At 72.4% G+C, this 22,613-nt stretch carries 23 protein-coding genes and 3 tRNA genes; 14 read left to right on the top strand and 12 right to left on the bottom strand.

The window, feature by feature from the left end; genetic code table 11:
• Positions 1 to 24: 24 nt before the first annotated feature.
• On the bottom strand, positions 25 to 1,302 hold the full coding sequence (locus MON03_RS00765; RefSeq protein ID WP_242089900.1) for a peptidoglycan DD-metalloendopeptidase family protein: 1,278 nt from the start codon (positions 1,300 to 1,302) through the stop codon (positions 25 to 27).
• Positions 1,303 to 1,604: 302 nt separating this feature from the next.
• On the opposite strand from MON03_RS00765, the gene MON03_RS00760 reads away from it, so the two are divergent.
• From MON03_RS00760 to MON03_RS00750, 3 genes are all read left to right on the top strand, one after another.
• A tRNA-Glu gene (locus tag MON03_RS00760) sits at positions 1,605 to 1,677 on the top strand.
• Between the two features lie 72 nt (positions 1,678 to 1,749).
• Positions 1,750 to 1,826, top strand: a tRNA-Asp gene (locus tag MON03_RS00755).
• Between the two features lies 1 nt (position 1,827).
• Positions 1,828 to 1,900 (top strand) — tRNA-Phe (locus tag MON03_RS00750).
• A 226-nt stretch (positions 1,901 to 2,126) separates the two neighbouring features.
• Here MON03_RS00750 and MON03_RS00745 read toward each other — a convergent pair.
• Entirely contained in the window at positions 2,127 to 3,137 is a 1,011-nt protein-coding gene (locus MON03_RS00745; protein WP_022902805.1) for an aldo/keto reductase family protein, read from the bottom strand.
• Positions 3,138 to 3,332: 195 nt separating this feature from the next.
• On the opposite strand from MON03_RS00745, the gene MON03_RS00740 reads away from it, so the two are divergent.
• On the top strand, positions 3,333 to 3,977 hold the full coding sequence (locus tag MON03_RS00740; protein ID WP_242089898.1) for a hypothetical protein: 645 nt from the start codon (positions 3,333 to 3,335) through the stop codon (positions 3,975 to 3,977).
• Between the two features lie 58 nt (positions 3,978 to 4,035).
• Positions 4,036 to 5,028: an SDR family oxidoreductase gene (locus MON03_RS00735; RefSeq protein WP_242089897.1), complete on the top strand. Its 993-nt coding sequence runs from the start codon at positions 4,036 to 4,038 to the stop codon at positions 5,026 to 5,028.
• A 170-nt stretch (positions 5,029 to 5,198) separates the two neighbouring features.
• Here the strand turns inward: MON03_RS00735 and rocD are convergent, their stop codons facing one another.
• Entirely contained in the window at positions 5,199 to 6,434 is a 1,236-nt protein-coding gene (rocD, locus tag MON03_RS00730) for an ornithine--oxo-acid transaminase (RefSeq protein ID WP_242089895.1), read from the bottom strand.
• Complete coding sequence (ddaH, locus tag MON03_RS00725) at positions 6,434 to 7,324, bottom strand: dimethylargininase (RefSeq protein ID WP_242089893.1); 891 nt, start codon at positions 7,322 to 7,324, stop codon at positions 6,434 to 6,436. The genes rocD and ddaH overlap by 1 nt, the downstream gene beginning before the upstream one ends.
• Positions 7,325 to 7,567: 243 nt before the next feature.
• On the opposite strand from ddaH, the gene MON03_RS00720 reads away from it, so the two are divergent.
• The 4 genes from MON03_RS00720 (at position 7,568) to MON03_RS00705 (ending at position 9,977) form a co-directional block, all read left to right on the top strand.
• Complete coding sequence (locus MON03_RS00720; protein ID WP_022902800.1) at positions 7,568 to 8,005, top strand: Lrp/AsnC family transcriptional regulator; 438 nt, start codon at positions 7,568 to 7,570, stop codon at positions 8,003 to 8,005.
• A gap of 80 nt (positions 8,006 to 8,085) precedes the next feature.
• The gene (locus tag MON03_RS00715) at positions 8,086 to 8,418 is read left to right on the top strand and encodes a hypothetical protein (protein ID WP_175327965.1); all 333 of its coding nucleotides are present in this window, start codon (positions 8,086 to 8,088) and stop codon (positions 8,416 to 8,418) included.
• A 3-nt stretch (positions 8,419 to 8,421) separates the two neighbouring features.
• A complete protein-coding gene (locus MON03_RS00710; protein ID WP_242089891.1) occupies positions 8,422 to 9,243 on the top strand; it encodes a nitroreductase family protein in 822 nt (273 codons plus the stop codon).
• Complete coding sequence (locus MON03_RS00705; protein ID WP_175327967.1) at positions 9,240 to 9,977, top strand: YqjF family protein; 738 nt, start codon at positions 9,240 to 9,242, stop codon at positions 9,975 to 9,977. The genes MON03_RS00710 and MON03_RS00705 overlap by 4 nt, the downstream gene beginning before the upstream one ends.
• On the opposite strand, the gene MON03_RS00700 is transcribed toward MON03_RS00705, so the two are convergent.
• Positions 9,949 to 10,662, bottom strand: a complete 714-nt coding sequence (locus MON03_RS00700) for a hypothetical protein (RefSeq protein WP_242089889.1) — start codon at positions 10,660 to 10,662, stop codon at positions 9,949 to 9,951. The genes MON03_RS00705 and MON03_RS00700 overlap by 29 nt on opposite strands.
• The gene (locus MON03_RS00695) at positions 10,659 to 11,309 is read right to left on the bottom strand and encodes a hypothetical protein (RefSeq protein WP_242089887.1); all 651 of its coding nucleotides are present in this window, start codon (positions 11,307 to 11,309) and stop codon (positions 10,659 to 10,661) included. Before MON03_RS00695 ends, MON03_RS00700 begins: the two co-directional genes overlap by 4 nt.
• A 92-nt stretch (positions 11,310 to 11,401) precedes the next feature.
• Here MON03_RS00695 and MON03_RS00690 point away from each other — a divergent pair, with 92 nt between their 5' ends.
• Entirely contained in the window at positions 11,402 to 12,397 is a 996-nt protein-coding gene (locus MON03_RS00690; RefSeq protein ID WP_242089885.1) for an SDR family oxidoreductase, read from the top strand.
• Positions 12,394 to 12,717, top strand: a complete 324-nt coding sequence (locus tag MON03_RS00685) for a hypothetical protein (protein ID WP_242089883.1) — start codon at positions 12,394 to 12,396, stop codon at positions 12,715 to 12,717. Before MON03_RS00690 ends, MON03_RS00685 begins: the two co-directional genes overlap by 4 nt.
• Before the next feature lie 184 nt (positions 12,718 to 12,901).
• On the opposite strand, the gene MON03_RS00680 is transcribed toward MON03_RS00685, so the two are convergent.
• The gene (locus MON03_RS00680; protein ID WP_242089882.1) at positions 12,902 to 16,474 is read right to left on the bottom strand and encodes a proline dehydrogenase family protein; all 3,573 of its coding nucleotides are present in this window, start codon (positions 16,472 to 16,474) and stop codon (positions 12,902 to 12,904) included.
• Between the two features lie 119 nt (positions 16,475 to 16,593).
• Between MON03_RS00680 and MON03_RS00675 the strand changes: the two genes are divergently transcribed.
• Complete coding sequence (locus MON03_RS00675; RefSeq protein WP_175327972.1) at positions 16,594 to 17,067, top strand: MarR family winged helix-turn-helix transcriptional regulator; 474 nt, start codon at positions 16,594 to 16,596, stop codon at positions 17,065 to 17,067.
• 47 nt (positions 17,068 to 17,114) lie between these two features.
• On the opposite strand, the gene MON03_RS00670 is transcribed toward MON03_RS00675, so the two are convergent.
• The 3 genes from MON03_RS00670 to MON03_RS00660 are packed head-to-tail and all read right to left on the bottom strand — an operon-like array spanning position 17,115 to position 19,020.
• On the bottom strand, positions 17,115 to 17,813 hold the full coding sequence (locus MON03_RS00670; protein ID WP_022903618.1) for an anti-sigma factor family protein: 699 nt from the start codon (positions 17,811 to 17,813) through the stop codon (positions 17,115 to 17,117).
• On the bottom strand, positions 17,810 to 18,322 hold the full coding sequence (locus MON03_RS00665) for a sigma-70 family RNA polymerase sigma factor (protein ID WP_022903619.1): 513 nt from the start codon (positions 18,320 to 18,322) through the stop codon (positions 17,810 to 17,812). The genes MON03_RS00670 and MON03_RS00665 overlap by 4 nt, the downstream gene beginning before the upstream one ends.
• Entirely contained in the window at positions 18,322 to 19,020 is a 699-nt protein-coding gene (locus tag MON03_RS00660; protein ID WP_242089880.1) for a YceI family protein, read from the bottom strand. Before MON03_RS00660 ends, MON03_RS00665 begins: the two co-directional genes overlap by 1 nt.
• Positions 19,021 to 19,098: 78 nt before the next feature.
• On the opposite strand from MON03_RS00660, the gene MON03_RS00655 reads away from it, so the two are divergent.
• Positions 19,099 to 19,650, top strand: coding sequence for an MOSC domain-containing protein (locus tag MON03_RS00655; RefSeq protein WP_022903621.1), 552 nt, complete (start codon positions 19,099 to 19,101; stop codon positions 19,648 to 19,650).
• A 184-nt stretch (positions 19,651 to 19,834) separates the two neighbouring features.
• Positions 19,835 to 20,692, top strand: coding sequence for an NAD-dependent epimerase/dehydratase family protein (locus MON03_RS00650; RefSeq protein ID WP_242089878.1), 858 nt, complete (start codon positions 19,835 to 19,837; stop codon positions 20,690 to 20,692).
• Between the two features lie 108 nt (positions 20,693 to 20,800).
• Here the strand turns inward: MON03_RS00650 and MON03_RS00645 are convergent, their stop codons facing one another.
• Together MON03_RS00645 and MON03_RS00640 are read right to left on the bottom strand one after the other, a co-directional pair.
• Positions 20,801 to 22,105 (bottom strand): glutathionylspermidine synthase family protein, encoded by a 1,305-nt coding sequence (locus MON03_RS00645; RefSeq protein WP_022903623.1) that lies wholly within the window; start codon positions 22,103 to 22,105, stop codon positions 20,801 to 20,803.
• Complete coding sequence (locus MON03_RS00640) at positions 22,105 to 22,485, bottom strand: hypothetical protein (protein WP_022903624.1); 381 nt, start codon at positions 22,483 to 22,485, stop codon at positions 22,105 to 22,107. Before MON03_RS00640 ends, MON03_RS00645 begins: the two co-directional genes overlap by 1 nt.
• Positions 22,486 to 22,613: the final 128 nt, after the last annotated feature.

Genomic DNA, 22,613 nt, shown 5'->3' with positions numbered 1-22,613 from the left:
AACGCCTCCTGGCGACGCTCGTGGTCATACCGAGATCCCCCGCGCTGCCATGAAGGGGACCGGATCGGTGGCGGCGCCGTTGATCCGGGTCTCGAAGTGGAGGTGGCACCCGGTCGACCAGCCGGTCGAGCCGATCTTCGCGATCTGCTGCCCGGCCGAGACGTGCTGGCCGTTCGCGACGAGGATCCCGCCGTCGACGATGTGCCCGTAGGCCGTGGAGATGCCGCCGCCGTTGTCGAGCACGACCTCGTTGCCGTAGCCGCCGCCGTTCCCGGCGAAGACGACGGTGCCGTCGTGTGCGGCGTAGATCGGTGCGTAGCAGGCGGGTGCGAGGTCGACCCCGGCGTGCAGCGCGACGGCGTGCGTGTACGGATCGACGCGCATGCCGAAGCCACTGGTCTGGTAGCCGCCGGCGGGTCGGACCCAGCCCGACGCGTTCGGGGAGCCGCCCCCGGTCCCACCCTGGCTCGTCGCGGCGGCGGCAGCGGCAGCACGGGCGGCAGCGGCGGCGATGCGCGCCTGCCGCTTCTTCTCCTCCTCGACGCCCTTCTTGTAGCTGGCCTCGACCCCCCGTTGCTTCGTGGTGAGGAGCGTCAGCTGGGCCTCGAGTCGCGTCTGGTTGTCCGTCTGCGCGCTGACGGCGTCCTGTGCGGCCTCGGCGGCGCCCTGCGCTTCTTGCATCTTCGAGCGCGCGGTCGCGGCCAGTGCGCCGAGCGCCTGCTTCGCGACGTCCGCCTTGTCCGCGAGGCCCTGGGCCGTCCCACGGTCCTGGGAGGCCTGAGCGTAGATGCCGTCGGCCTGTTCGCTGAGCTTCGACATCGCGCCGAGCTCGTACAGCAGGTCACCGGAGTCGGACGGGTGCGAGAGGAGGTCCGTGGTGACGGTGTTCGAGCTCGCGCGCCCGAGCTGGGCCGCCAGCTGTCCCGCCTGCGCCTCGGACGCACTCGCGGTCTTCTCCGCGTCGTCGGCCTGGCCCTGGAGCGACTTCTGCCGGAGCGTCGCCTCGTCGTACTTCGACTGTGCGGCCTGGTACGCCTCGCCGGCGGACTGCGCGGCCCGCTGCTTCGCCTTCGCCTCGGCCTGCAGCGAGGAGATCAGCGACTTGATCTCGCTGACCTTGTCCTGCTGGGCCTGGGTCGACGACTTGGCGTTCTGGACGTCGTCCCAGCTGGGGTACGTGGTCGCGCTGGCCGGGCCGCTCGGCGTGAGCGCGGCGAGGACACCGGCAGCGAGCACGACCGCGACCGCTGCGGCGATGACGCGGCTGCGGTGGCGGAGGGACAGCGTTGGTGAGGTCGACATGTGTCTCGATTTCGTAACAGCGCGGCAAGGCTCACGCACGTAACACTGTTAACAGACGCAACAGTAACAACAGGTGTCGCAACCGGTCACCCCTCGTGCGAGGGGCAGCCAGTGGCGACGACGATGCTCGCACCCGGGCATCGACAGCACGAATCGGGGCCTGGTGCCCCACGCTGAGTGAAGGCCCGCCGCCGGTTGGGGCAGGCGCGACACGCCGGGGAGGACGCGCTCAGGGGGCTCGATTTGTGAAACCCGTGGGGCATCCGTATGCTTGTCCATCGGTAGCGCACTGCACCGCTTGCGGCCCTATCGTTTAGTGGCCTAGGACACCGCCCTTTCACGGCGGCAGCACGGGTTCGAATCCCGTTGGGGTCACTCTTCGTGAGTGAGCAGGCAAGCAGAGCACCACCGAGCAGTACACACAACGCAGTACCCACAACAACACATGGCCCTGTAGCGCAGTTGGTTAGCGTGCCGCCCTGTCACGGCGGAGGTCGCGGGTTCAAGTCCCGTCAGGGTCGCCACGGCTGGATAGCTCAGTTGGTAGAGCGTTCGACTGAAAATCGAAAGGTCCACGGATCGATGCCGTGTCCAGCCACGGTGAAAGGCCCCCTACTCCGGTAGGGGGCCTTTTCGCGTTCCCGGACTTGCCGCGTGCCCGGGCTGCCTCGTCCCCCGGATTCGTCGCGTCCCCGGACGCGCGGGGCGTCAGCGCTGCCGACCGTGCTCGCACAACCAAAGTCAGCACACACCGCGGTTCGGCGCAGTTCCGACTGACTCCGGTTGTGCGAACGCAGGTCGAACCGGCGCGCCGGCCCCCGCGACTACGCCTCGCGCGCCTTCGGGCTGCTGTCGTTCGTCTTCGCCGGGTCGCGCTCGACGACACCACCCAGGGCGTCGTCGATCCGCGTCAGCAGCTCGGCGGGGATGGTGACCCCGGCGGCGCCCGCGTTGTCGTGCACCTGCTCCGGCCGCGAGGCCCCGATGATCGCCGACGCCACGTTCTCGTTCTGCAGCACCCACGCCACCGCGAGCTGCGCCATCGACAGGTTCAGCTCGTCGGCGACGGGCTTCAGGTCCTGCACGGCCGAGAGCACCTCGTCGTTCATGAACCGGGAGATCATCTTCGCGCCGCCCTTGTCGTCGGTGGCACGGGACCCTTCGGGCAGCGGCTGGCCCGGCTGGTACTTGCCGGTCAGCACGCCCTGGGCGATGGGCGACCAGACGATCTGCGAGATGCCGAGTTCCTTCGAGGTGGGGACGACCTCGCCCTCGATGACCCGCCAGAGCGCCGAGTACTGCGGCTGGTTCGAGATGAGCTGGAAGCCGAGCTCCTTCGCCAGTGCCGCGCCGGCACGGAGCTGGTCCGCGGTCCACTCACTGACGCCGACGTACAGCACCTTGCCCTGGCGGACGACGTCCGCGAACGCCTGCATCGTCTCCTCGAGGGGCGTCTCGTAGTCGTAGCGGTGCGCCTGGTACAGGTCGACGTAGTCGGTCTGCAGCCGTTCGAGCGATCCGTCGATGGACTCGAGGATGTGCTTCCGCGACAGACCGGTGTCGTTGTGCCCCTTCGGCCCGGTGGGGCCGAACACCTTCGTCGCGATCTCGAGCGACTGCCGGCGCTCCCCCTTGAGGGCCTCGCCGAGGACGGTCTCGGCGCCGGTGTTCGCGTAGACGTCGGCGGTGTCGAACGTCGAGATGCCGACGTCGAGCGCTGCCCGGACGCAGGCGATCGCCGCGTCGTTCTCGACCTGGGAGGCGTGGGTCAGCCAGTTGCCGTAGGTGATCTCGGAGACCTTGAGGCCCGAGTTCCCGAGGTAGCGGTACTCCATGTGCGTGTCACTCCTGTCGTGGGCCGCGTCGGTGCGGTCCGAACCGTGACGGTAGTCTTCGCGAGCTCCGTGCGAGCGGATGACTGTACGCTGATGTTTCACGAATGGGCCGGCAAAGACGAAACCCCGGCGATGTGGCCTGGGCCAGGGATCGTTCCGGGGTCTTCGCGATCAACGGTAGCAGATGGGGGAATCATGCGGGAGGACGTGCTCGAGCGTCTGCTCACGGCCGAACGACTCCGGTCGTACGCCGAGGTGACGGGATCGTCGGCCGGTGCGCTGGGGCTGTCCACGTGGAACATGCGAGCCTCAGCGTCGGTCATGGAACTCGCTGGCGTCGTCGAGGTCGTTGCCCGCAACGCACTCGACCGAGAACTTCGCGCTTGGGCGGCCGCCCGCTCCGGGCGACCGTGGTTCGACGTGGCTCCGCCCGACGCCCGTGGCACTGCAGACCTGGCGAAGGCTCGAGCGCGTGCAGGTCGGAACGCACGTCTCGACGAAGTCCACGGCCGGGTCATCGCGGAACTCACCTTCGGGTTCTGGCGGTACCTCGTCGAGTCGCGGCACCACACCTCGCTCTGGGTACCGGATCTCCACAGGGCCTTCCCCCACGGGCCGGACAACCTCCGCGTGCGGCGGAGCGAGGTGACACGGCGACTCCAGCAGCTGCACTTCGTCCGGAACCGCGCCGCGCACCATGAGCCGATCCACGCTCGCGACCTGCACCGCGACCACGACTACGCCATCGAGCTCCTCGATTGGATCAGCCCCGTCGCCGCCGAGTGGGCAGCGTGCACGACGTCGCTCCGCGCGGTCCTCGCCACCCGACCCAGCGCATGAGGTGCAGGATCGCAGGGGCGCGGTGCACAGCGGCACCGCCGGGAGCGAAGGAGCGTCCATGTCGGGAGCGAGCGTGCTGTTCATCGGCGGCAGCGGGGTGATCAGCGCCGCATGTGTCCGCGAAGCCGTCGAGCAGGGGTTCGACGTGACGGTGCTCAACCGGGGGACCACCGGGGGCAGGCCGATCCCGGATCAGGTGACGCGCCTCCAGGCCGACGTGTCGGACCGCGCCGCACTGGCGGAGGTGCTGGGCGACCGCCGGTGGGACGTCGTCATCAACTGGATCGCGTTCACGCCCGACCAGGTGCAGGCGGACGTCGAGACCTTCGCCGGCCGGACGCGCCAGTACGTCTTCATCAGCTCGGCCTCGGCGTACCAGACCCCGGCGACGCACCTGCCGATCACGGAGTCGACGCCGCTGAAGAACCCGTACTGGCAGTACTCGCGCGACAAGATCGCGTGCGAGGAGCTGCTCATGCAGGCGTACCGGGAGCAGGACTTCCCGGTCACGATCATCCGACCGTCGCACACCTACGACGAGACGAAGCTCCCGCTGACCGGCGGGTGGACCGCGGTCGCACGCATGCGTGCGGGCAAGCCGGTCATCATCACGGGTGACGGGTCGTCGCTGTGGACCCTCACGAACAGCCGGGACTTCGCGGTCGGCTTCACGGGGCTGCTCGACAACGCCTCGGCGATCGGCGAAGCCTTCACCATCACGAGCGACGAGGCGCCGACCTGGAACCAGATCGCCCACGAGATCGCGGCGGCTGCCGGCGTCGACGATCTGAAGATCGTGCACGTGCCCGCGGACGCGATCAACGCGGTGGACCCGGAGTGGGGTGCGGCGCTCCTCGGCGACAAGGCGAACAGCTCCGTGTTCGACAACAGCAAGGTGCGGTCCCTGGTGCCGTGGTACCGGCCGCGGATCCCCTACCGGCAGGGTGTGCGCGAGGTCATCGCCTGGTACGAGGCGCACCCGGAGGAGCAGGTCGTCGACGAGCGGCTCGACGGGCTGATGGACGAACTCGCCGAGCGCTGGGCGGTGTAGCGCGCGCTGCGCCGCGGCGCGCGGACCGCGGCGCGCGGGCCGCGCCACGCGACGGCGCACAACGAAAGACACCCGGAACCACGTGATCGCGTGGTTCCGGGTGATTTCGGTTGTGCGGAGGCGATACGAACAGGATCACCGGCCGGGAGGCACGGCGTGCGCCCGCCCGGTCAGCTGCGGGCGCGCAGGACCTCACCGAGCGCGCCGATCGCGTGCCGCACCTCGTCGTCGGTGACGACGAGCGGCGGCGCGAAGCGGATCGTCGACCCGTGGGTGTCCTTCACGAGGACGCCCCGGTCGGCCATGTCGTGCGCGATCTCCTTGCCGGTCCCGAGCGCGGGGTCGATGTCGATCCCGGCCCAGAGTCCGGCGACGCGGTGCGCGACGACCCCGTGACCGACGAGGTCCTCGAGGAGGCCTCGGAGCACGGGCTCGCCGTCGAGCGCCCGCTGCTGGAACGTGCCCTCGGCGAGCATCGCCACGACCTCGGAGCCCACGGCCGCCGCCAGCGGGTTGCCGCCGAACGTCGAGCCGTGTTCGCCCGGACGCAGGACGCCGAGCACGTCGCGGCGACCGACCACGGCGGACACCGGGACGATGCCGCCGCCGAGCGCCTTGCCGAGCGTGATCAGGTCCGGCGTGACCCCGACGCGCTGCACCGCGAGGGTGTGGCCGGTGCGTCCGAGGCCGGACTGGATCTCGTCGGCGACGAGGAGGGCGCCGAACTCGTCGCAGACCTCCCGGACCGCGGGCAGGTAGGACGCCGGCGGGATGACCACGCCGCCCTCGCCCTGGATCGGCTCGAGCAGGACGGCGACGACGGTCTCGTCCATCGCGGCGCGGAGGGCGTCCGCGTCGCCGTACGGCACGGTGCGGAACCCGGGCGTGAACGGTCCGAAGTCGTTCCGGGCCGTCGGGTCGTCGGAGAACGACACGATCGTGGTCGTGCGGCCGTGGAAGTTCCCGGACGCGACGATGATCGTCGCCCGGTCGGCCGGGACGCCCTTGACGCGGTAGCCCCAGGCGCGCGAGACCTTGATCGCGGACTCGACGGCCTCGGCCCCGGTGTTCATCGGGAGCACCATGTCCGTGCCTGTCAGGTCCGCGAGCGCGGCGGCGAACGGCCCGAGCCGGTCGTTGACGAACGCGCGGCTCGTCAGGGTCACCCGGTCGAGCTGGGTCCGGGCGGCGTCGAGCAGCCGCTGGTTGCCGTGGCCGAAGTTCACCGCGGAGTACGCGGCGAGGCCGTCCAGGTAGCGCTTGCCGTCGACGTCCGTCACCCACGCCCCGTCGCCCGACGCGATGACGACGGGCAGCGGGCTGTAGTTGTGGGCGAGGGAGCGGTCCTCCACGGCGAGCGCGGCGGCCGTCGCCGCACCGAGCGACGCGGACATCGCGGTGGCCATCAGGACCGCGCGACCGAGTTGCCGGTGCCGACCGGGTGCAGGTCGAGCGTGCAGCACTTGACGCCGCCGCCGCCGAGCAGGAGCTCGGACAGGTCGACGCCGATCGGGTTGTAGCCCTTCTCGCGCAGCTGCTCCGCGAACCGCTCGGCGCGCGACGCGATCACGACGTTGTAGCCGTCCGAGTACGAGTTCAGGCCGAGGATCGCGGCGTCCTCCTCCGTGGCGATGATCGCGTCCGGGAAGCGCTTGCGCAGGATCTCGAGCGAAGCCTCGTCGAAGGCGCTCTCGAGGTAGGCGATGTTGCTCCGGCCGGACGCATCGGGCTCGGGGTCGAGCACGGCGATCGCGGTGTCGAGGTGGTAGAAGCTCGGGTTGACGAGCTTGAGCGTGACGACCTCGCGGCCGTAGATCCGCGCGAGCTCCTCGTGCGAGCTGCTGTCGGAGCGGAAGCCGGTGCCGGCGAAGATCGTGTCCCCGATGAGCAGGAAGTCGCCCTCGCCCTCGTTGGTCTCCTCCGGCTCGGCCACGGTCAGGCCGGCGCCACGGAACCAGTCCATGTACGCGGGGCCCTCGGGCTGGCGCTCGGGGTACTGGAACTTGGCGCCGTACGCGACACCGTCGAGCACGAAGCCGCCGTTTGCCGCGTAGACCATGTCGGGCAGGCCCTCGATCGGCTCGATGTACGAGATGTCGAAGCCGAGCTGCTCGTAGACGTCGACGAGCGACTGCCACTGCTGGACGGCCTTCGACGTGTCGGTCGGGTCCTCCGGGTGCATCCACGGGTTGATCCGGTAGCTGACCGTGTAGTGGGTCGGCTTGCACATGAGGATCGTGCGCTTGGTCGCGACACGGGCCGGGGTGGCGAGGGATTCGGGAGCGGTGTTCGACATCAGTCCTCCTGGGGGACCGGGGCCCGAGCCTGCCAGGAACCACCACTGGACGAGTTGCAGAGCTCCGGCGAGATGCAGGCTCACTCGCCGTAGCGGACCAGGTCGACGCCGATCGAGAGTCTTGCACACACCGTCCGCTCAGTGCAGTCACGAGGTGGTCACGGCCTGGCACCCGTTGTGGGCACGCACGTTTCGTGCGCCGCAGCCACCGGGCGTGCAAGAAGCACGCGTAGCATTGGCGCAATGGATTCGCTCGACCACCGCATCCTGGATCAGCTCCGGGACAACGCCCGCGCCGGCTACGGCGACATCGGGTCGGTGGTCGGACTCTCGGCCTCGGCCGTGAAGCGCCGGGTCGACCGACTCGTCGCGGACGGGGTGATCCAGGGCTTCACGATCAAGGTCGACCCCGCCGTCGAGGACCGCGGCACCGAGGCGTGGGTCGAGCTCTACTGCCGCGGCACGGTCTCCCCCGACGAGCTCCGATCGCTCCTCGACAGCGTGCCCGAGGTGATCGACGCCGGCACGGTCACCGGCAGCGCCGACGCGGTCGTGCACATGCGCTCGAAGGACCTCGCCGCGCTCGAGGAGGCGCTCGACCGGGTACGGCTCGCGCCCCAGGTCGACCACACGCGGTCCGCGATCGTGCTGTCGAAGCTGGTCACCCGCGACTCGGCCTGAGCCCGCCCCCGGCGCGTAGGTTCGCCCCTGTGGGACGGACGACGACAGCCGGGAGGCACGGCGCGCCTCCAGGACGGTCGGTGACGGCCCGGCGGTTGGTCGCCGCCGCCTGCGCCGCGTACGCGGCCAACTGCCTCTGGGGCACGGCCGTGGCCGTGCGCCTCATCCGGACGCGGAAGCTCCGGGTGGTGCACCACGGGCTGTTCGTCGTGACCGCGACCCTGACCGGGGTGGCGGCCACGACACCAGCCTGGACGCGCGACCGGAGTGCCCTGTTCCTGCTGCCCGCGCTCGTCCCGCTGGCCGTCGCTCCGAGGACGGATCCCCGTGCCGGAGCACACTGGAGGGTCGCGGTCGCCGCTGCGCCGTCCTACCTCGGGGCGTTGCTCGCGCGCGGCCGACGAGAGAGGTGAGCTGTGGAGCTCTTCGAGGCGATCCGACGCCGACGCACGACCAACGGGGCGTTCCTGCCCGACCCCGTCTCCGAGGAACACCAGCGGGTGCTGATGGAGCTCGCGGGGCGTGCGCCGTCGCAGCTGAACAGCCAGCCCTGGCGGTTCGTGCTCGTCGAGGAGCGTTCGACGATCGATCGCGTCGCGCAGATCAGCGGGTCCTCGATGACGCGGACGATGGCCGAGGGCACCTTCTTCGAGCGGTACAAGCCGTACTTCCGGTTCTCGCAGGCCGAGATGGACGAGCGGCGCGACGGCATGCTGTTCGACAAGCTGCCCGGGCCGCTCAAGCCGTTCACGAAGCAGGTCTTCACGAAGCGCGGGCAGCTGCTCATGAACACCCTGCGCGTGCCGCACACCCTCGGTGAGGAGAACCGGAAGCTCGTCGCCGGGTCGCCGCTGCTGCTCGGCGTGATGCTCGACCGGCACGAGTACCGGAAGGAGGAGCTGTCGGGCTTCTACTCGGTGTTCAGCATGGGAGCGGCGATGGAGAACGTCTGGCTCGCCACGACCGAGCTCGGCCTCGGGATCCAGTTCGTCTCGTTCCCGATGGAGACCCCCGGCGCGTGGGAGGAGATCGAGGGGCTGCTCCGGGTCCCGCCGTCCCTCGAGCTCATGGCCGTCTACCGGATCGGGTACCTGCCGCCCGAGCGTCGGCGTCCGGCGATCGACTGGACCTCGAGCGAACGGAAGCGTCCGTCCCAGTACGTCTTCCGCGGGACCTGCGACACACCGCAGCAGGGCTGGGACGACGTCGCGCCCGCCGGCGGGGAGGACCTCCGATGACCGCGATCTCGGCGGCCGCCCCGGGGCTGACCGGCCGCCCGTGGATCCAGCAGGACTGGCGCGACGTCGTGTTCGTGCACTGGCGGGTCGACGTCTCGGCGGTCGCACCACACTTGCCGCGCGGCACCCGCCCGGACACGCTCGGGGCCGACGGGGTCGACGACGGCGCGACCACGTGGGTGGGACTCATCGCGTTCCGCTTCACCGACACGGCGTTCCCGCCGGTCCGCGTCGGCCGGGTCGGTGACTTCGTCGAGGTGAACATCCGCGTCTACACGGTCGACGACCAGGGGCGGCACGGTGTCGTGTTCCTGTCGCTCGACGCCGGGAAGCTCCTGCCCACCATCGGGGCCCGGGTCGCGACCGCGCTACCGTACTGGTGGGCGCACGCTGAGTTCCGTCGTCCGGAGCCCGACCGCGCCGCCTACGCGATGCGGCGGCACGGGACGCACACCCGGTCGATGGTCGACGTGCGGATCGGCTCGCCGATCGCGGAGCCCACCGCCCTCGAGACGTTCCTCACCGCCCGCTGGGGCATGCACGTGCGCCGCGCCGGCCGGACCCGGTTCTGGCCGAACGAACACGAGCCGTGGCCGCTGCACCGGGCGACGATCGTGCACCTCCGGGACGACCTCGCCGGGGCGGCCGGGCTGCCGTTCGGGCTGACGGAGCTCGAGCCGGACTCGGTCCTCTACGCGCCGAAGGTCACGACGCGGTTCGGTCTGGGGCGCTGAGCGGGTCGTCGTCGCGGCGGCCGGCAGCGCGCCAGGAGACCAGCGCGACGACCGCGGCGGCCGGCACGACGAGGAGCCCCCATCCGGACCACCGGGCCGCGGACCGGTCGTCGATGCCGGGGACCGTCAGTGCGACGATCGCGAGGACTGCCGACGCCACCGCGACGGCGACCGATGCCACCGCCCGGCCGCGGAGCTCGAAGCGCGTCGGGTCGTCGCGCCGCAGGGTGTGCACCATCGTCCCCGCGACCACGAGGCCGATGAGAACCACCTGCGCCCCGATCGCGAGCCCGAACACGACGAGCGCGACGCCGGCGGAGCTCCACGCCACGACCCGGGTGCGGTGCAGACGCCAGGCCGCCGCCCGACTCGGGGACCAGTACGCGTGCCGTCCGGCCACGGCGAGCACGACCGCGCCGACCAGGCCCACGACGCAGACGACGATTGCCAGGGGCAGCGCGGCGCGGCGCAGCCAGACGCCGATCGCCAGGACCGCCAGCGCTGCGACGGCCAGCCCGGCGGGAGGGGCCCACCACTGCTCGGGCAGGATCGGTGTCCGGCGGACCCACCGTGGTTCGAGCTCCGCGTCGTCGCGGGCGTCGTCGTCGGCATGGGCGTCGTCGTCCGCGCGGGCGTCGTCGCGGGCGCGGGCGTCGTCGTCGGCCGGTCGACGATCGGACGTCACGTGTCGGCTCCGTCCTGCTCGGCGAGGAACGGGTCCGGCGGCGTCCGCTCGGCGAGGGCGAACTGCACGACCGCCATCGCCAGGGCCAGCGCGCCCAGGATCGCGCCCGGACCGATCCACGTCACCGAGAAGCGCTGCGGGAGGTCGTGGACCGTGAAGCCCACGACGGACAGGGTCAGGCACGCCACCGCCAGGGACACCGAGGCCCAGGCGACGATCACCCGGTCGGTGCGCGGGACGGACCGGGCCAGTCGGAACGACATCGGTACCCACGCCGCCGCCCCGAAGAACCAGCCGAGCGGGAACCCGACGACCAGGGAGCCGACCGCGATGGTCGACGTCGTGGTCACCCCGACGACCACGCGGACGACGTGCAGCCGCCACGTCGCTGCGACCGTCTGTTCCGCGTAGGCCGTCCGCCCGGCCACGGCCAGGGCGACCGCGCCCGCGGCGACGACGACCGCGCTCGCCGTGCAGACGACCAGGCCGAGCGTCTCACCGAACTGCGTGCCGAGCAGGGCGAGGAGGACGGCGAGGGCCGCCGCGCAGGCCGGGAGCGTCCAGACCTCGCGGTGTCGGGTGGGGGTGTCGAGGACCCAGCCGGGCGGCGGCGCCTCGTCGACCGTGTCCTCTGCTCGGGTGTCCACGGGGCCATCACCCTCGTCGCCGGCCTCCCGCGCGCCGCTCCAGGGGACACCGGCTGGGTGAGGGTCCGTGCTCGCATCGGTAGAACGGGGTCATGACACGTGTGGCAGTGGTGACGGGTGGATCGGCGGGGCTCGGACGGGCGACGGTGCGCGAACTCGCCGCCCGGGGCTGGGACGTCGCCGTCCTCGCCCGCGGGAAGGACGGTGTCGACGCCGCGGTCGCCGAGGTCGAGGCAGCGGGACGCCGCGGGCTGGCCGTGCTCGTCGACGTCTCGGAGCGCGAGGCCGTCGAGGCCGCGGCCGACCGGGTCGAGGCCGAGCTCGGGCCGATCGACCTCTGGGTGAACGACGTCATGGTCGGGGTGTTCGGGCGCTTCCTCGACACCGACCCCGACGACTTCGAGCGGGCGCTCCGGGTCACCTACCTCGGCTGCGTGAACGGCACCCGAGCGGCACTGTCCCGCATGGTCCCCCGCGATCGCGGCCAGGTGATCCAGGTCGGCTCGGCACTGGGCTTCCGCGGGATCCCCCTGCAGGCCGCGTACTGCGGCGCCAAGCACGCGATCGTCGGGTTCACCGAGTCGGTCGTGTCCGAACTCGAGGAGCAGGGCAGCAGGGTCGCGATCTCCCGGGTCGACATGCCGGCACTCAACACGATCCAGTTCCAGTGGGTGAAGTCGAAGCTGCCGCACCAGGCACAGCCGGTCGCACCGATCTACCAGCCCGAGGTGGGCGCACGAGCGATCGCCGCGACGGCCGAGCGGCCCCGACGCCGCACGTGGGTCGGTGAGTCGACCGTGTACACGATCCTCGGCAACCGGATCAGCGCACGGCTCGCGGACTGGTACGCCGCCAAGACGCTCGTGTCCGGGCAACAGGCGCCGCAGAAGGACGGCGCCGCGCTCGGCGTCAACCTCTCCGAGCCGATCCCGGGCGACCACGGCGCCCACGGCGTCTTCGACGACTCGGCGCACGCCTGGTCGCCGCAGACCTGGTGGGTCGAGCACCGACGGCTCGGCAACGGCATCATCGGTGCAGTGCTCGGCGTCGCAGGGGCAGTGGCGCTCGCGGCGGGGCGTCGGAAGTGAGGACGGTCGAGGTCCTGCGGCTCGCGGTCGCCGGTGGCCACGCGGTCCGGCTCCTCGAACCGCGCAGGACGCCGGTGCTCGACGCGGTGCTCGCGGTGCGACAGACGGCGCAGGCGGTGCTGGTGTCACGCTCCGGTTCGCCGGACGCCCACACCGCGAGCGCCGTCGTGGACGTGCTGCACGGCGTGTCGATGGTCCCGGTCGCGCTGCTCGGTGGACGCCTGCGCCGCTTCGCCGCCGTGCAGGTGGTCCTCGCGGCGGCACTCGCCGTCGCGGAGGTGACCGCCGTCGGCCGCGGCCGCGGTCGCGGTCGCGGCTGACCCGGCCCGCCGGTCAGGCGACGTCCGCACGGAACACGCGCCGTGCCTCCAGGCGGGCCACCTGAGCCCGGACCGCCCGGCACCGCAGGCCCAGGATCGCGGCCCCCGACCGCGGACCTGTACCCGCCCGCGGCCGTCGTCCCGTTCGCCCGGTGACAGGCCGTCGACGAGGACTGCGCCGTCGTCAGACCCGGAGCTCCTGGAAGTCGGGGTCGAGGTCGCCGAAGCGGTGCGCCGTGATCGACACGGACTGCTCGCGGAGGAACGGCAGCATCTCGATGCGTCCCGACTCCACCACCGGAGCGTCGTGGATGGCGGTGTCGACGCTCGCTCCGAGGGCCTCCTCGAGCGCGAGCGGGTCGCCGCCGAGCAACCGGATGCGGCTGCCGGGACCGCCGAACGCGGTGTGCCGGGGCCGGTCGGGTTGTGCGAGCACCTGCTCGAGTGCGTCCTGCGGTTCGTCGTCCGCGTCGCTCCACCGACGGTCGAAGACGGCGCCGGACGCCGCACGCGCGAGGAAGTCATCGTCGCTCTCGACGAGGTGGTCGACGACGTCGAGCGGGGAGCGAGCGGAGGCGAAGAGCTGGGTGAGCGGCCCGGGCAGCGGCCGAGCCGTGCTGAGCATGACGTGTGCCCGGGCGGCGGTCGCGGCGGCGAGCACACGCACGAGGTCCCCGGTCGCGGAGTCCTCGGCGTGGCGGACGATCACGGACTGCGGACGGTGGCGCAGGACGTTCCGCTGCACGACGAGCCCGGAGTCGTCACGTGAGCGGCCGTAGTGCGACTCGCGGGCTCGGACGTCGCTGAGGGCCCCGGCACGCACCTGGTCGAACTCCTCGAACGAGAGACCACTCCGGGCCGCTTCGATCAGGGCGGTGACGCGCGGTGGGAGCCCGTGCAGCTGGATGCTCTTGTGGACCTGCCGCTCCGTGCGCTCCCACCGCCCGAGGGTGGCCACGTACATCGGACCACCCGCCTTCGTGCCGGTACCGACCGACGATCGCTTCCAGCCGCCGAAGGGCTGCCGGCCGATGACCGCACCCGTCGTGCCGCGGTTGACGTACAGGTTGCCCGCCTGGACGGACGCGAGCCAGTCCGCGACCTCGTCCACGTCGAGCGAGTGGATGCCGGCCGTGAGCCCGAACTCCGTGCCGTTCTGGATCGCGATCGCCTCGTCGAGGGTCTCGGCGCGCATGATGCCGAGCACCGGCCCGAAGTACTCGGTCTGGTGGAAGTCGCTGCCGGGCCGGACGCCGTCGCGGATGCCGGGCGACCAGAGCCGGCCGGAGTCGTCGAGCGGAGCCGGCTGCACGAGCCAGGACTCCCCCGGCCCGAGCTCGGTCAGCCCGGCGAGCAGCTTGCCGGAGGGCTCGGCGATGAGAGGACCCATCTGCGCCGCGGGGTCGTCCGGCCAGGCCACCCGCAGCGTCCGCGTCGCGTCGACCAGCTGCCGACGGAACCGCTCGCTCTCGCCGACGGACCCGACCAGGACGACCAGGGAGGCGGCCGAGCACTTCTGCCCGGCGTGCCCGAACGCGGACTGCACGATGTCCTGCACGGCGAGGTCGAGGTCGGCGCTCGGCGTCACGACGATCGCGTTCTTCCCGCTCGTCTCGGCGGTCAGCGGGAGTCCGGCGCGCCACCAGCGGAACGACCGTGCGGTGTCGGCCGAGCCGGTGAGCAGCACCCGGTCGACGGCGGGGTGCGCCACGAGTTCACGGCCGAGGTCGTCCTCGTCGAGGTCGACGAGCTGCAGCAGGGAGTGCGGCACCCCGGCGTCCCAGAGGACGTCGGCGAGGAGCGCTCCGGAGCGCTTGGCCTCGGGAGCGGGCTTGAGGACCACGCCGCTCCCGGCGGCGAGCGCCGCGAGCACCCCTCCGGCCGGGATCGCGACCGGGAAGTTCCACGGCGGCACGACCACGGTCAGCCGGGGCGGGACGAAGCGGGCGCCGTCGCCGTCCATCGCCGCCAGCTGCCGGGCGCTCTCGGCGGAGTGGTGGGCTGCGTCGACGGCCTCGGTCACCTCGATGTCGGCCTCGGTCAGGGTCTTGCCCGTCTCGGCGGCCATCACCTCGATCAGGTCGGCGCGGCGCGTCTCGAGCTCGTGCCCGATGAGGTCGAGGAGCTCGGCGCGGTCGTGCGGGTCCTGCCGTCCCCAGTTCACGCCGGCCTGGGCGGTGCGGGCGACGATGCGCTCGAGCATCGAGCGGTCCACGACCCGGGCGCGGCGGATGGTCTGCGCGCCCAGCTGCGAGCGCGGCACCCGGCGGAGGACGTCGAGCGCCCACGCCCGGTTGGCCGCGACGGCGGGGTCGGTGTCGGGCGCGTTCCGGAACCCGTCGCGGTGCTCGGCCTCGCCCAGGGGCCGGCGGCGGTCCTGCGTGCGGTGGGTGGCGGGCACGGGCTCGTCGAGGGCCGCGACGGACGCCAGGTAGCGTCCGTGCTCGCGGTCGAAGACGCTGGCGTCCCGGTCGATGTCGAAGGCGCCCGAGATGAAGTTCTCGGGGCTGGCGCTCTCCTGCAGGCGGCGGACGAGGTACGCGATCGCGGAGTCGAACTCCTCCGGCGCCACGACCGGGGTGTACAGGAGCAGGCGTCCGACGTCGGCGCGGACGGCGTCGGCGTGCGTGGACGCCATGCCCAACAGCATCTCGACGTCGACCGCGTCGGTGACCCCGCGGCGCTGGGCGAGCACCCACGCGGTGGCGAGGTCGAACAGGTTGTGGCCCGCGACGCCGATCCGGACGGCGTCGGTGCGTTCGGGGACCAGGGCGGTCTCGAGCATCCGGAGGTAGGCGGAGTCGGTCTCGCGCTTGGTCCCCCACGTTGCCAGCGGCCACTCGTGCAGGATCGCGTCGACGTGCTCCATCGCCAGGTTCGCGCCCTTGACGAGCCGCACCTTCACGGGAGCGCCACCGCGAGCACGTCGCTCCTGCGCCCACGCCGTGAGCCGGTCGAGGGCGCCGGCAGCGTCGGGGAGGTACGCCTGCAGCACGATGCCGGCCTCGAGCCCGAGGAACTCGTCCCGGTCGAGGAGCGTCGTGAACACCGCGAGGGTGACGTCGAGGTCGCGGTACTCCTCCATGTCGAGGTTGATGAACTTCGCCGGTCGACCGTCGGCGAGCGGGGCCGCCGCGAGCCGGTAGAGCGGGACGAGCCGCTCGACCACGCGCTCGACGGTCTGGTCGAACGCCCACGGCGACGTCTGCGGCACCACCGAGCTCACCTTGATCGAGACGTGGTCGACGTCGTCGCGGGCGAGGAGGTCCGTCGTGCCCTGCAGCCGGCGGTCGCTCTCGGCACTGCCGAGCACGGCTTCTCCGAGGAGGTTGACGTTGAGGCGCGTGCCCTCGCCCCCGATCCGGGCGAGCGCCGGACCGAGCTTGGCCGGGGTCGCGTCGATGACGAGGTGCCCGGTCATCCGGCGGAGGATCCGGCGTGCGGTGGGGATGACCGCCCACGGCGCCATCGTGGCGAACCCGCCGCCCAGCGTCACGGCTCCGCGGAGGTACCAGGCGAGGAACTCGGGGACGTCCTGGCTGAGCTTCTCGAGGTTGCGCGCGGCCACCCGCGGGTCTTCCGGTCGGATCACCCGGTCGACGAACCCGCGCGTGAAGTCGAGCCCCTGCTCGTCGCGGAGGACGCCCGCCAGCCGCACGGCACCGGCGTCCGGCTTCGACCCCGCCGAGGCCGCCAGCCAACGGCGCACGAGCGCAACGGCGTCGTCGGTGCAGTCGGCGATGCGGGGGGTGGGCATGCCTCCGATCGTATGCTGCCGCACCGACGCTCCCTCGGAGCGCGCCGTGCGTTCGCGGAGCGTCGTCCCGGGGATGGAACCGGCGTCGGGCCGGGTGTGGCGTGGATACGCTGTCGAGCATGGCGACGCAGGACGACGAGGGGCACGACTGGGTCACGTGGGACACCTACCACGACGCCTGGCGGCGGTTGGACCGCGCCCTCGACCACGCCGTGCAGGCCGGGGCGGGGATCTCGATCCCGGAGTTCGAGATCCTCATCGGACTGCACCGCGACCCCGACCACCGACTCCGTGTCCGGGACATCGCGGCAGGCATCGGGTGGGAGAAGTCCCGCGTCAGCCACCAGGTCACGCGCATGGTGGCGCGCGGTCTGGTGGAGCGGGCGGACTGCCCCACGGACGGCCGCGGGAGCTGGGTGTCGATGACCCCGGACGGCCGCCGGGCGGTGCTGTCCGGCATCCGTGCGCACACGGGTGCGCTCGAGGACCTGTTCTGGAGGCCCGTGGGCACGGACGCGGACACGCTGCGGTCGGTCAGTGCGCGCGTCCACACCGCGATCGGTCCGGTGGACCCGGACGGCGAGGACCGCTAGCCGCCGAGGACCGCTCACCGCCGGGGACCGCCGGTGGTCGAGGACCGCTAGAGGTCGACGTCCGCGAGGACGCGGTCGTCGCCGCGGAGCCGGACCTGCACGCTCGCGATGTCCTCCCGCGGGACGTTCGTCGAGGCCGACAGTCCGCGGGCGTCCTCCCCGGCGGCCGACCAGGACGCGATCGTCTCCGCCGTGCCGTCGTCGCGCACGACGACGAGGTCGTACATCACGGAGCCGTCCGGCGACCAGGACCTCCCACCGTACGAGCAGCCCCAGTCGAACCGCGTGCCCCACGGCTCGCCGCTGACGGCGAGGTCGACGTCGAGGCCACGGTCGCCGACCAGCGCGTACCGGTCGGCGGTCGGTGCGGAGGCAGCCGGCACGGTGGCGGGGTCGACCCGGGCCGTGCCCACCGCGAGACCGCCGAGGACGGCCGCGAGCACGGCCGCCGCCGCGGTGGCGGTGACCCAGACCCGACGGCGACGACGACGGGTGCGGACGCGGTGCGCGACGGAGGCGAGGGAGCTCTCGGGACGCGTGTCGGGCCTCCCGTCCGGTTCCGCGATCTCGATCGCCTGGTCGGCGGGCAGCTTCGCGAGCAGGCCCGGCAGGCCGACCAGTTCGGCCACCGCCGCGGTGCACCGGTCGCAGGTCTCGAGGTGCCGCTCGTACTCGAGCCGTTCGTCGGCCGGCAGCGAGCCGAGCACGTAGGCGGCGTCCCACTCCGCGTAGCGGTCCTCGCTCATCGGGTCACTCCTCGTTCCTGCAGTGCGAGCCGGAGGGCCCGCAGACCGTAGTGCAGCCGCGACTTCGCGGTGCCCTCCGGGACGTCGTGCCGCCGGGCGATCTCGGGCACGGTGTGGCCGAGCCAGTACGCGTCGACCACGACGCGGCGGTGCTCCGGGCTGAGCGACGCGAGCGCGTCGGCGACGACGATGCGGTCGAGGACGGCGTCGGTGCGGTCGGCCTCCGCGCGGTCGACCGGGTGCTCGGTCCCGTGCTCGCGGCGGTTCCGGGCCGACCGGGCCTCGTCCACGACGAGGTTCCGCGCGACCGTGAACAACCACGCGCGGGCACTGTCGGGTGTCCGCTCCAGGACGGCGGGCCGCTGCCAGGCGCGGACCATCGTCTCCTGCACGACGTCCTCGACGGTGTGGCCGTCCCGCGTGAGGTGCCGGACGTAGCGGGTGAGCGCCTCGCCGTGCTCGCGGTAGAGCGTGGCGAGCAGTTCGTCGGCTCCCCTGCCGGTGACCATCACTTGTCCAGGTCGAGCGAGAACTCGACGGAGCCCTTCGGGTCCACCGTGACGAAGCCGAGCGACGGTGCCTGCACGCCGTAGTCCTCGAACGTGATCGGGATGCTGCCGGCGACCTGCACGGTGCCGTCCTTCCCGACGGCGACCTGGGCGTCGGCGGTGACGGGCTTCTCGACGCCGTGCAGGTCCATCGTGCCGGTCAGCGTGACGTCCTGGGTGGAGCCGTCGAGGGCGCCGGACACGTCGACGGGCTCGGTCAGCGTGAACGTGGCCGTCGGGTGCTGGTCGGTCTGCAGCGCGGTGTTGCGGAAGTACTCGTCACGGGCGGCCTCGGGCGTGCTGATCTTCGCGACCTGCACGGTGACGGTCGCCTTGGTGAGGGAGCCGTCGCTGACCTCGGCCGTGCCCTCGACGTCCTTCGTGCGTCCGACCACGTTCACATCCTGCCCCTGCAGGACCTCGTGCACGCGGTACCCGGCGAACGAGTCCCCCGTCGAGGTCCAGGTGCCGTCGGCCTCGGACGCGCTGAGCTTCCCGGCGCCGCCCGACGTCCCGGCGCTGACCGACGGCGCTGCCGCGGCCTGGCCGTTGACGGTGTTCGCGTAGATGACCGGGCCGGCGATCGCGGCCGCGGCGCCGACGACCACGACGCCGGAGGCGATGCCGATGATGACCTTGGTGCGTGTGCGGAGTCCCATGCCCTGACGACGAGACAGCGGGCCGGATCGTTCACCGCGGGGCTCGCCCGGCGTGTCGATCTCTGCCAGGCTCGGGGTGTGGAAGCGCAGCCGTCGGTCGTCGTCGCCGTGGCCCGTGACGAGGGCCACCACTTCAGCAAGCCGCTCGCGGACGAGGTCGTGCTCGTCGCGGGGTGGGGCATCGAGGGCGACGCCCACGCCGGCACGACGGTGCAACACCGGTCCCGGGTCGCGCGGGACCCCTCGCAGCCGAACCTGCGGCAGGTGCACCTGCTGCACGCCGAGCTGTTCGACGAGGTCGCCGCGGCCGGGTTCGCGGTCAGTCCCGGCGACATGGGCGAGAACGTCACGACGCGGGGCATCGACCTGCTCGGGCTGCCCACCGGCACCGTCCTGCACCTCGGGGAGTCGGCGAGCGTGCGGGTGACGGGCCTCCGCAACCCCTGCCAGCAGATCAACGGGTTCGAGCCGGGGCTCCTCAAGGCGGTGCTCGGCCGTGACGAGGACGGGTCCGTGGAGCGGAAGGGCGGCGTGATGTCGGTCGTGCTCACCGGCGGGGCCGTGCGGCCGGGTGACGCCGTGCGGGTCGAGCTGCCCGCCGGGGCGCCGGAGCCGCTGCAGCCCGTCTGAGCGGTCGAGCGGGCCGGGCGGCTCGCTGGCTGGCTGGCTGGTTCGCTGGCTGCCTGGCTGCCTGGCCGGCTGGCTGGCTTGCTGGCTTGCTGGCTGCCTGGCTGCCTGGCTGCCTGGCTGCCCGAGTCTCGGCGTGCGCAGCCGCCGGCGCGCGGCCGCCGGCGCGCGCTGGCACAGTGGGAGCGTGCAGCACCACGGAACCGTCGTCGTCGCCGGCTGCGGCGACCTGGGGACCGAGGCCGGTCTCCGCTTCGCCGCCCTCGGCCACCCCGTCATCGGTCTGCGTCGCCGCGCCGGACTCCTGCCTGCACCGCTCACCGGACGGAGCACCGACCTCCGCCACGACGTCCCGACGATCCCGGACGACACCGCGGTCGTCGTCGTCGCGACGGCAGCCGGCAACCGCGACGTCGACGAGTACCGCGCGACCTACGTCGACGGGCTGCGGAACGTCCTCGTCGGCATCGACGCCTCCGCCGCCACACCGCGGGTGGTCGTGGTCTCCTCGACCGCGGTGTACGACGTCGACGACGGGTCCGAGGTCACGGAGGCCACCCCGGTGCGCGGGAGCACACCGACCGCGGCCGTGCTCGTCGAGGCCGAGGAACTGCTGCGCCGCCGTGCGCCGGGTGCGGTGCTGCTCCGGCTGAGCGGCGTGTACGGCCCCGGACGCGAGCGGCTCGTCGACCAGGTGCGGTCGGGCAGCGCCCGGCTCGCCCCCGGCCGGTCACCGCACACGAACCGCATCCACCGGGACGACGCCGCTGCCGCACTGGTCCACCTCGCGACGCTGGTGGACCCCGCGCCGACGTACCTCGGGACGGACGACGAGCCCGTGCCCCTCGACGACGTGCTCCGCTTCCTCGCGCACGAGCTCGGCGTGGACGAGCCGGTGCGGGGTGACGGCGACGGACGACAGGCAGGTGGCGACAAGCGGCTCTCGAACGCCCTCCTCCGCTCCACCGGATGGGCACCGCGGTACCCGACCTTCCGCGAGGGGTACCGCGCGGTGCTCGCGGGCGAGGGCACCCGCCACCCCTGACCGCGCGAGACCGCGGGCCGAGCGATCGCCCCGCAAGGACGCGGTCGGGAGGCCCGTGGCGGCGCCGCCACGGGCCTCCCGACCGCCCGATGGGTCGCGTGACGCCGGTCAGGCCCGGATGAGGTTCGGGGCGAACCGGCACCAGTAGTCGGTGATCGGCCCGTCCGACTCCCGGATGCCGACACCGAAGGACTCGCCGTCGACCACCCAGGACCCGAGCACCGGGTGGTTGTGCCCGTTCCGCCCCGGGAAGTCGGGCAGCTCGTGGTACTGCTGCCAGACCCGCTCGCCGTTCGTGCCCGCGCGGCGGTACTCGGTGCCGTTGGTCGTCACGGAGCCGTCGGCCCGGTGCACGGCGATGCCGTCACCCTCGCGGCCGAAGACCGGCTTCACGACGAAGTCCGTCATGCCGTTCGGCCCGTCGGCGTACGACGGCAGCAGGTTCTCGTGACCGGGGAACAGCCGCCAGAGGGCGACGAGCAGCAGCTTGTTGGACAGGAACATCTTCCACGCGGGCTCGTACCAGTGCCCGAGCCGGCCCCGGTCCCGCACGAGGAACGCGCCGAACTCCTGGTCGCCGGAGGCACGGTCGTCGCCCGACACGAGGTCTTCCCACGGGTAGAGCTTGAAGATGTTCCGGATGACCGGCCACTGCGTCCCGGGGTCGTCCCCGGGCAGGGTGAAGGCGCTCCGGGAGGACCCGGCGGGCTCCTGGTTGCCGACGAACTGCCGGGCCGCGGCGTGCCAGCCGATGTCCTTCATCTCGATGCCGGTGTGCTCCCAGCCGGCCTCGCCGGCGAGGTCGCGCATGTACGCGACGGTGTCCCAGTCCTCGCCGGCGGTGTCGAGGTCGGAGTGCGCGACGAACAGTCGGCCGCCGTCCTCCGCCCGCAGTGACGCGTGCAGGAGGGTCCGCCACCGGGCGACGAGCGCCTCGTGGATACCGTTCCACTGGTCGGTGTCGGCGGGCAGCTCGCCGGACTCGACGCGCTCGCGGAACCAGTGCCACTGCGTGACCGACGCCTCGATCAGCCCCGTGGGTGTGTCCCCGTTGTACTCGAGGAGCTTGGCGGGCGACCCGTCACCGGCGTACGCGAGGTCGAAGCGGGCGTAGACGTCGGGCTCGTCGTGCCGCAGTGACCAGGACGCGAGCTCGAAGCCGTCCGGCGTGAGCCCGAGCGTGCCGAGCTCGCCGGACGCCAGGTACCGGGCGGCCTCGAGGCACATGCGGTGCAGCTCCTCGGTCTGCCGCTCGAGCGCCTCGACCTCGGGCAGCGTGAAGACGTAGGCCGCCCCGTCGTTCCAGTACTCGACCTCGCTGCCGTCCTCGCGGACCGACCGTGAGTACACCAGACCGGTCTGCTGGATCCGCCGCCGCCAGTCCGGCCGCTCGGTGAACTCGACGCGCTCCATCAGCCGCCGAACCCGCCGTGCTCGCCGGAACCGCCGAACCCGCCCTTCGACACCGAGCTGCCGCGCGACGACAGCCCGGACTGGGCGGTCTTGCCCGCGGGCAGCGAGCTCCGGCCGCCCGCGACGGTGTCACCGACGGCGGGCACCTTCGTCGTCCGGCTGCTGCTCACGGGCAGGTAGTACCAGCCGGCGTGGCCGCCGTGGTTGTTGCAGTCGTCGTCCGGGAGCCGCTTCTGCGTGCTGTTGTCACGGCAGATCTTCGCGTAGTCAGCGTCGACACCCGATCCCTCGCCGCAGCCGGTGAGGGATGCGGCGAGCGCGGCGACGACGCCGATCGAGACGACCCGGGACGCGCGACGACGATGACGATCGGAACTCACGAACGTCGAGACTAGGCCGTCGGGAGCGCCGCGGCACGACGGATCCGCCGCTGGCTGCGGGCAGCGGATCGGACACCGCGCGTGCGCAGGACGCGGTCGGGAGGCCCGTGGCGGCGGCGCCACGGGCC

It is taken from the genome of Curtobacterium sp. DN_7.5, from assembly GCF_022655355.1.
GTDB classification, from domain to species: domain Bacteria; phylum Actinomycetota; class Actinomycetes; order Actinomycetales; family Microbacteriaceae; genus Curtobacterium; species Curtobacterium luteum.
Note: the sequence above shows the minus strand (reverse complement) of the source record. Positions and strands in the feature narration are given on the sequence as shown.

What these genes read in the sequence shown, in the direction of transcription:
- MON03_RS00765 (WP_242089900.1), bottom strand. Translation starts at nt 1,302, where the DNA reads ATGTCGACCTCACCAACGCTGTCCCTCCGCCACCGCAGCCGCGTCATC.
- MON03_RS00745 (WP_022902805.1), bottom strand. Translation starts at nt 3,137, where the DNA reads ATGGAGTACCGCTACCTCGGGAACTCGGGCCTCAAGGTCTCCGAGATC.
- MON03_RS00740 (WP_242089898.1), top strand. Translation starts at nt 3,333, where the DNA reads ATGCGGGAGGACGTGCTCGAGCGTCTGCTCACGGCCGAACGACTCCGG.
- MON03_RS00735 (WP_242089897.1), top strand. Translation starts at nt 4,036, where the DNA reads ATGTCGGGAGCGAGCGTGCTGTTCATCGGCGGCAGCGGGGTGATCAGC.
- rocD (WP_242089895.1), bottom strand. Translation starts at nt 6,434, where the DNA reads ATGGCCACCGCGATGTCCGCGTCGCTCGGTGCGGCGACGGCCGCCGCG.
- ddaH (WP_242089893.1), bottom strand. Translation starts at nt 7,324, where the DNA reads ATGTCGAACACCGCTCCCGAATCCCTCGCCACCCCGGCCCGTGTCGCG.
- MON03_RS00720 (WP_022902800.1), top strand. Translation starts at nt 7,568, where the DNA reads ATGGATTCGCTCGACCACCGCATCCTGGATCAGCTCCGGGACAACGCC.
- MON03_RS00705 (WP_175327967.1), top strand. Translation starts at nt 9,240, where the DNA reads ATGACCGCGATCTCGGCGGCCGCCCCGGGGCTGACCGGCCGCCCGTGG.
- MON03_RS00690 (WP_242089885.1), top strand. Translation starts at nt 11,402, where the DNA reads ATGACACGTGTGGCAGTGGTGACGGGTGGATCGGCGGGGCTCGGACGG.
- MON03_RS00680 (WP_242089882.1), bottom strand. Translation starts at nt 16,474, where the DNA reads ATGCCCACCCCCCGCATCGCCGACTGCACCGACGACGCCGTTGCGCTC.
- MON03_RS00675 (WP_175327972.1), top strand. Translation starts at nt 16,594, where the DNA reads ATGGCGACGCAGGACGACGAGGGGCACGACTGGGTCACGTGGGACACC.
- MON03_RS00670 (WP_022903618.1), bottom strand. Translation starts at nt 17,813, where the DNA reads ATGAGCGAGGACCGCTACGCGGAGTGGGACGCCGCCTACGTGCTCGGC.
- MON03_RS00665 (WP_022903619.1), bottom strand. Translation starts at nt 18,322, where the DNA reads ATGGTCACCGGCAGGGGAGCCGACGAACTGCTCGCCACGCTCTACCGC.
- MON03_RS00660 (WP_242089880.1), bottom strand. Translation starts at nt 19,020, where the DNA reads ATGGGACTCCGCACACGCACCAAGGTCATCATCGGCATCGCCTCCGGC.
- MON03_RS00645 (WP_022903623.1), bottom strand. Translation starts at nt 22,105, where the DNA reads ATGGAGCGCGTCGAGTTCACCGAGCGGCCGGACTGGCGGCGGCGGATC.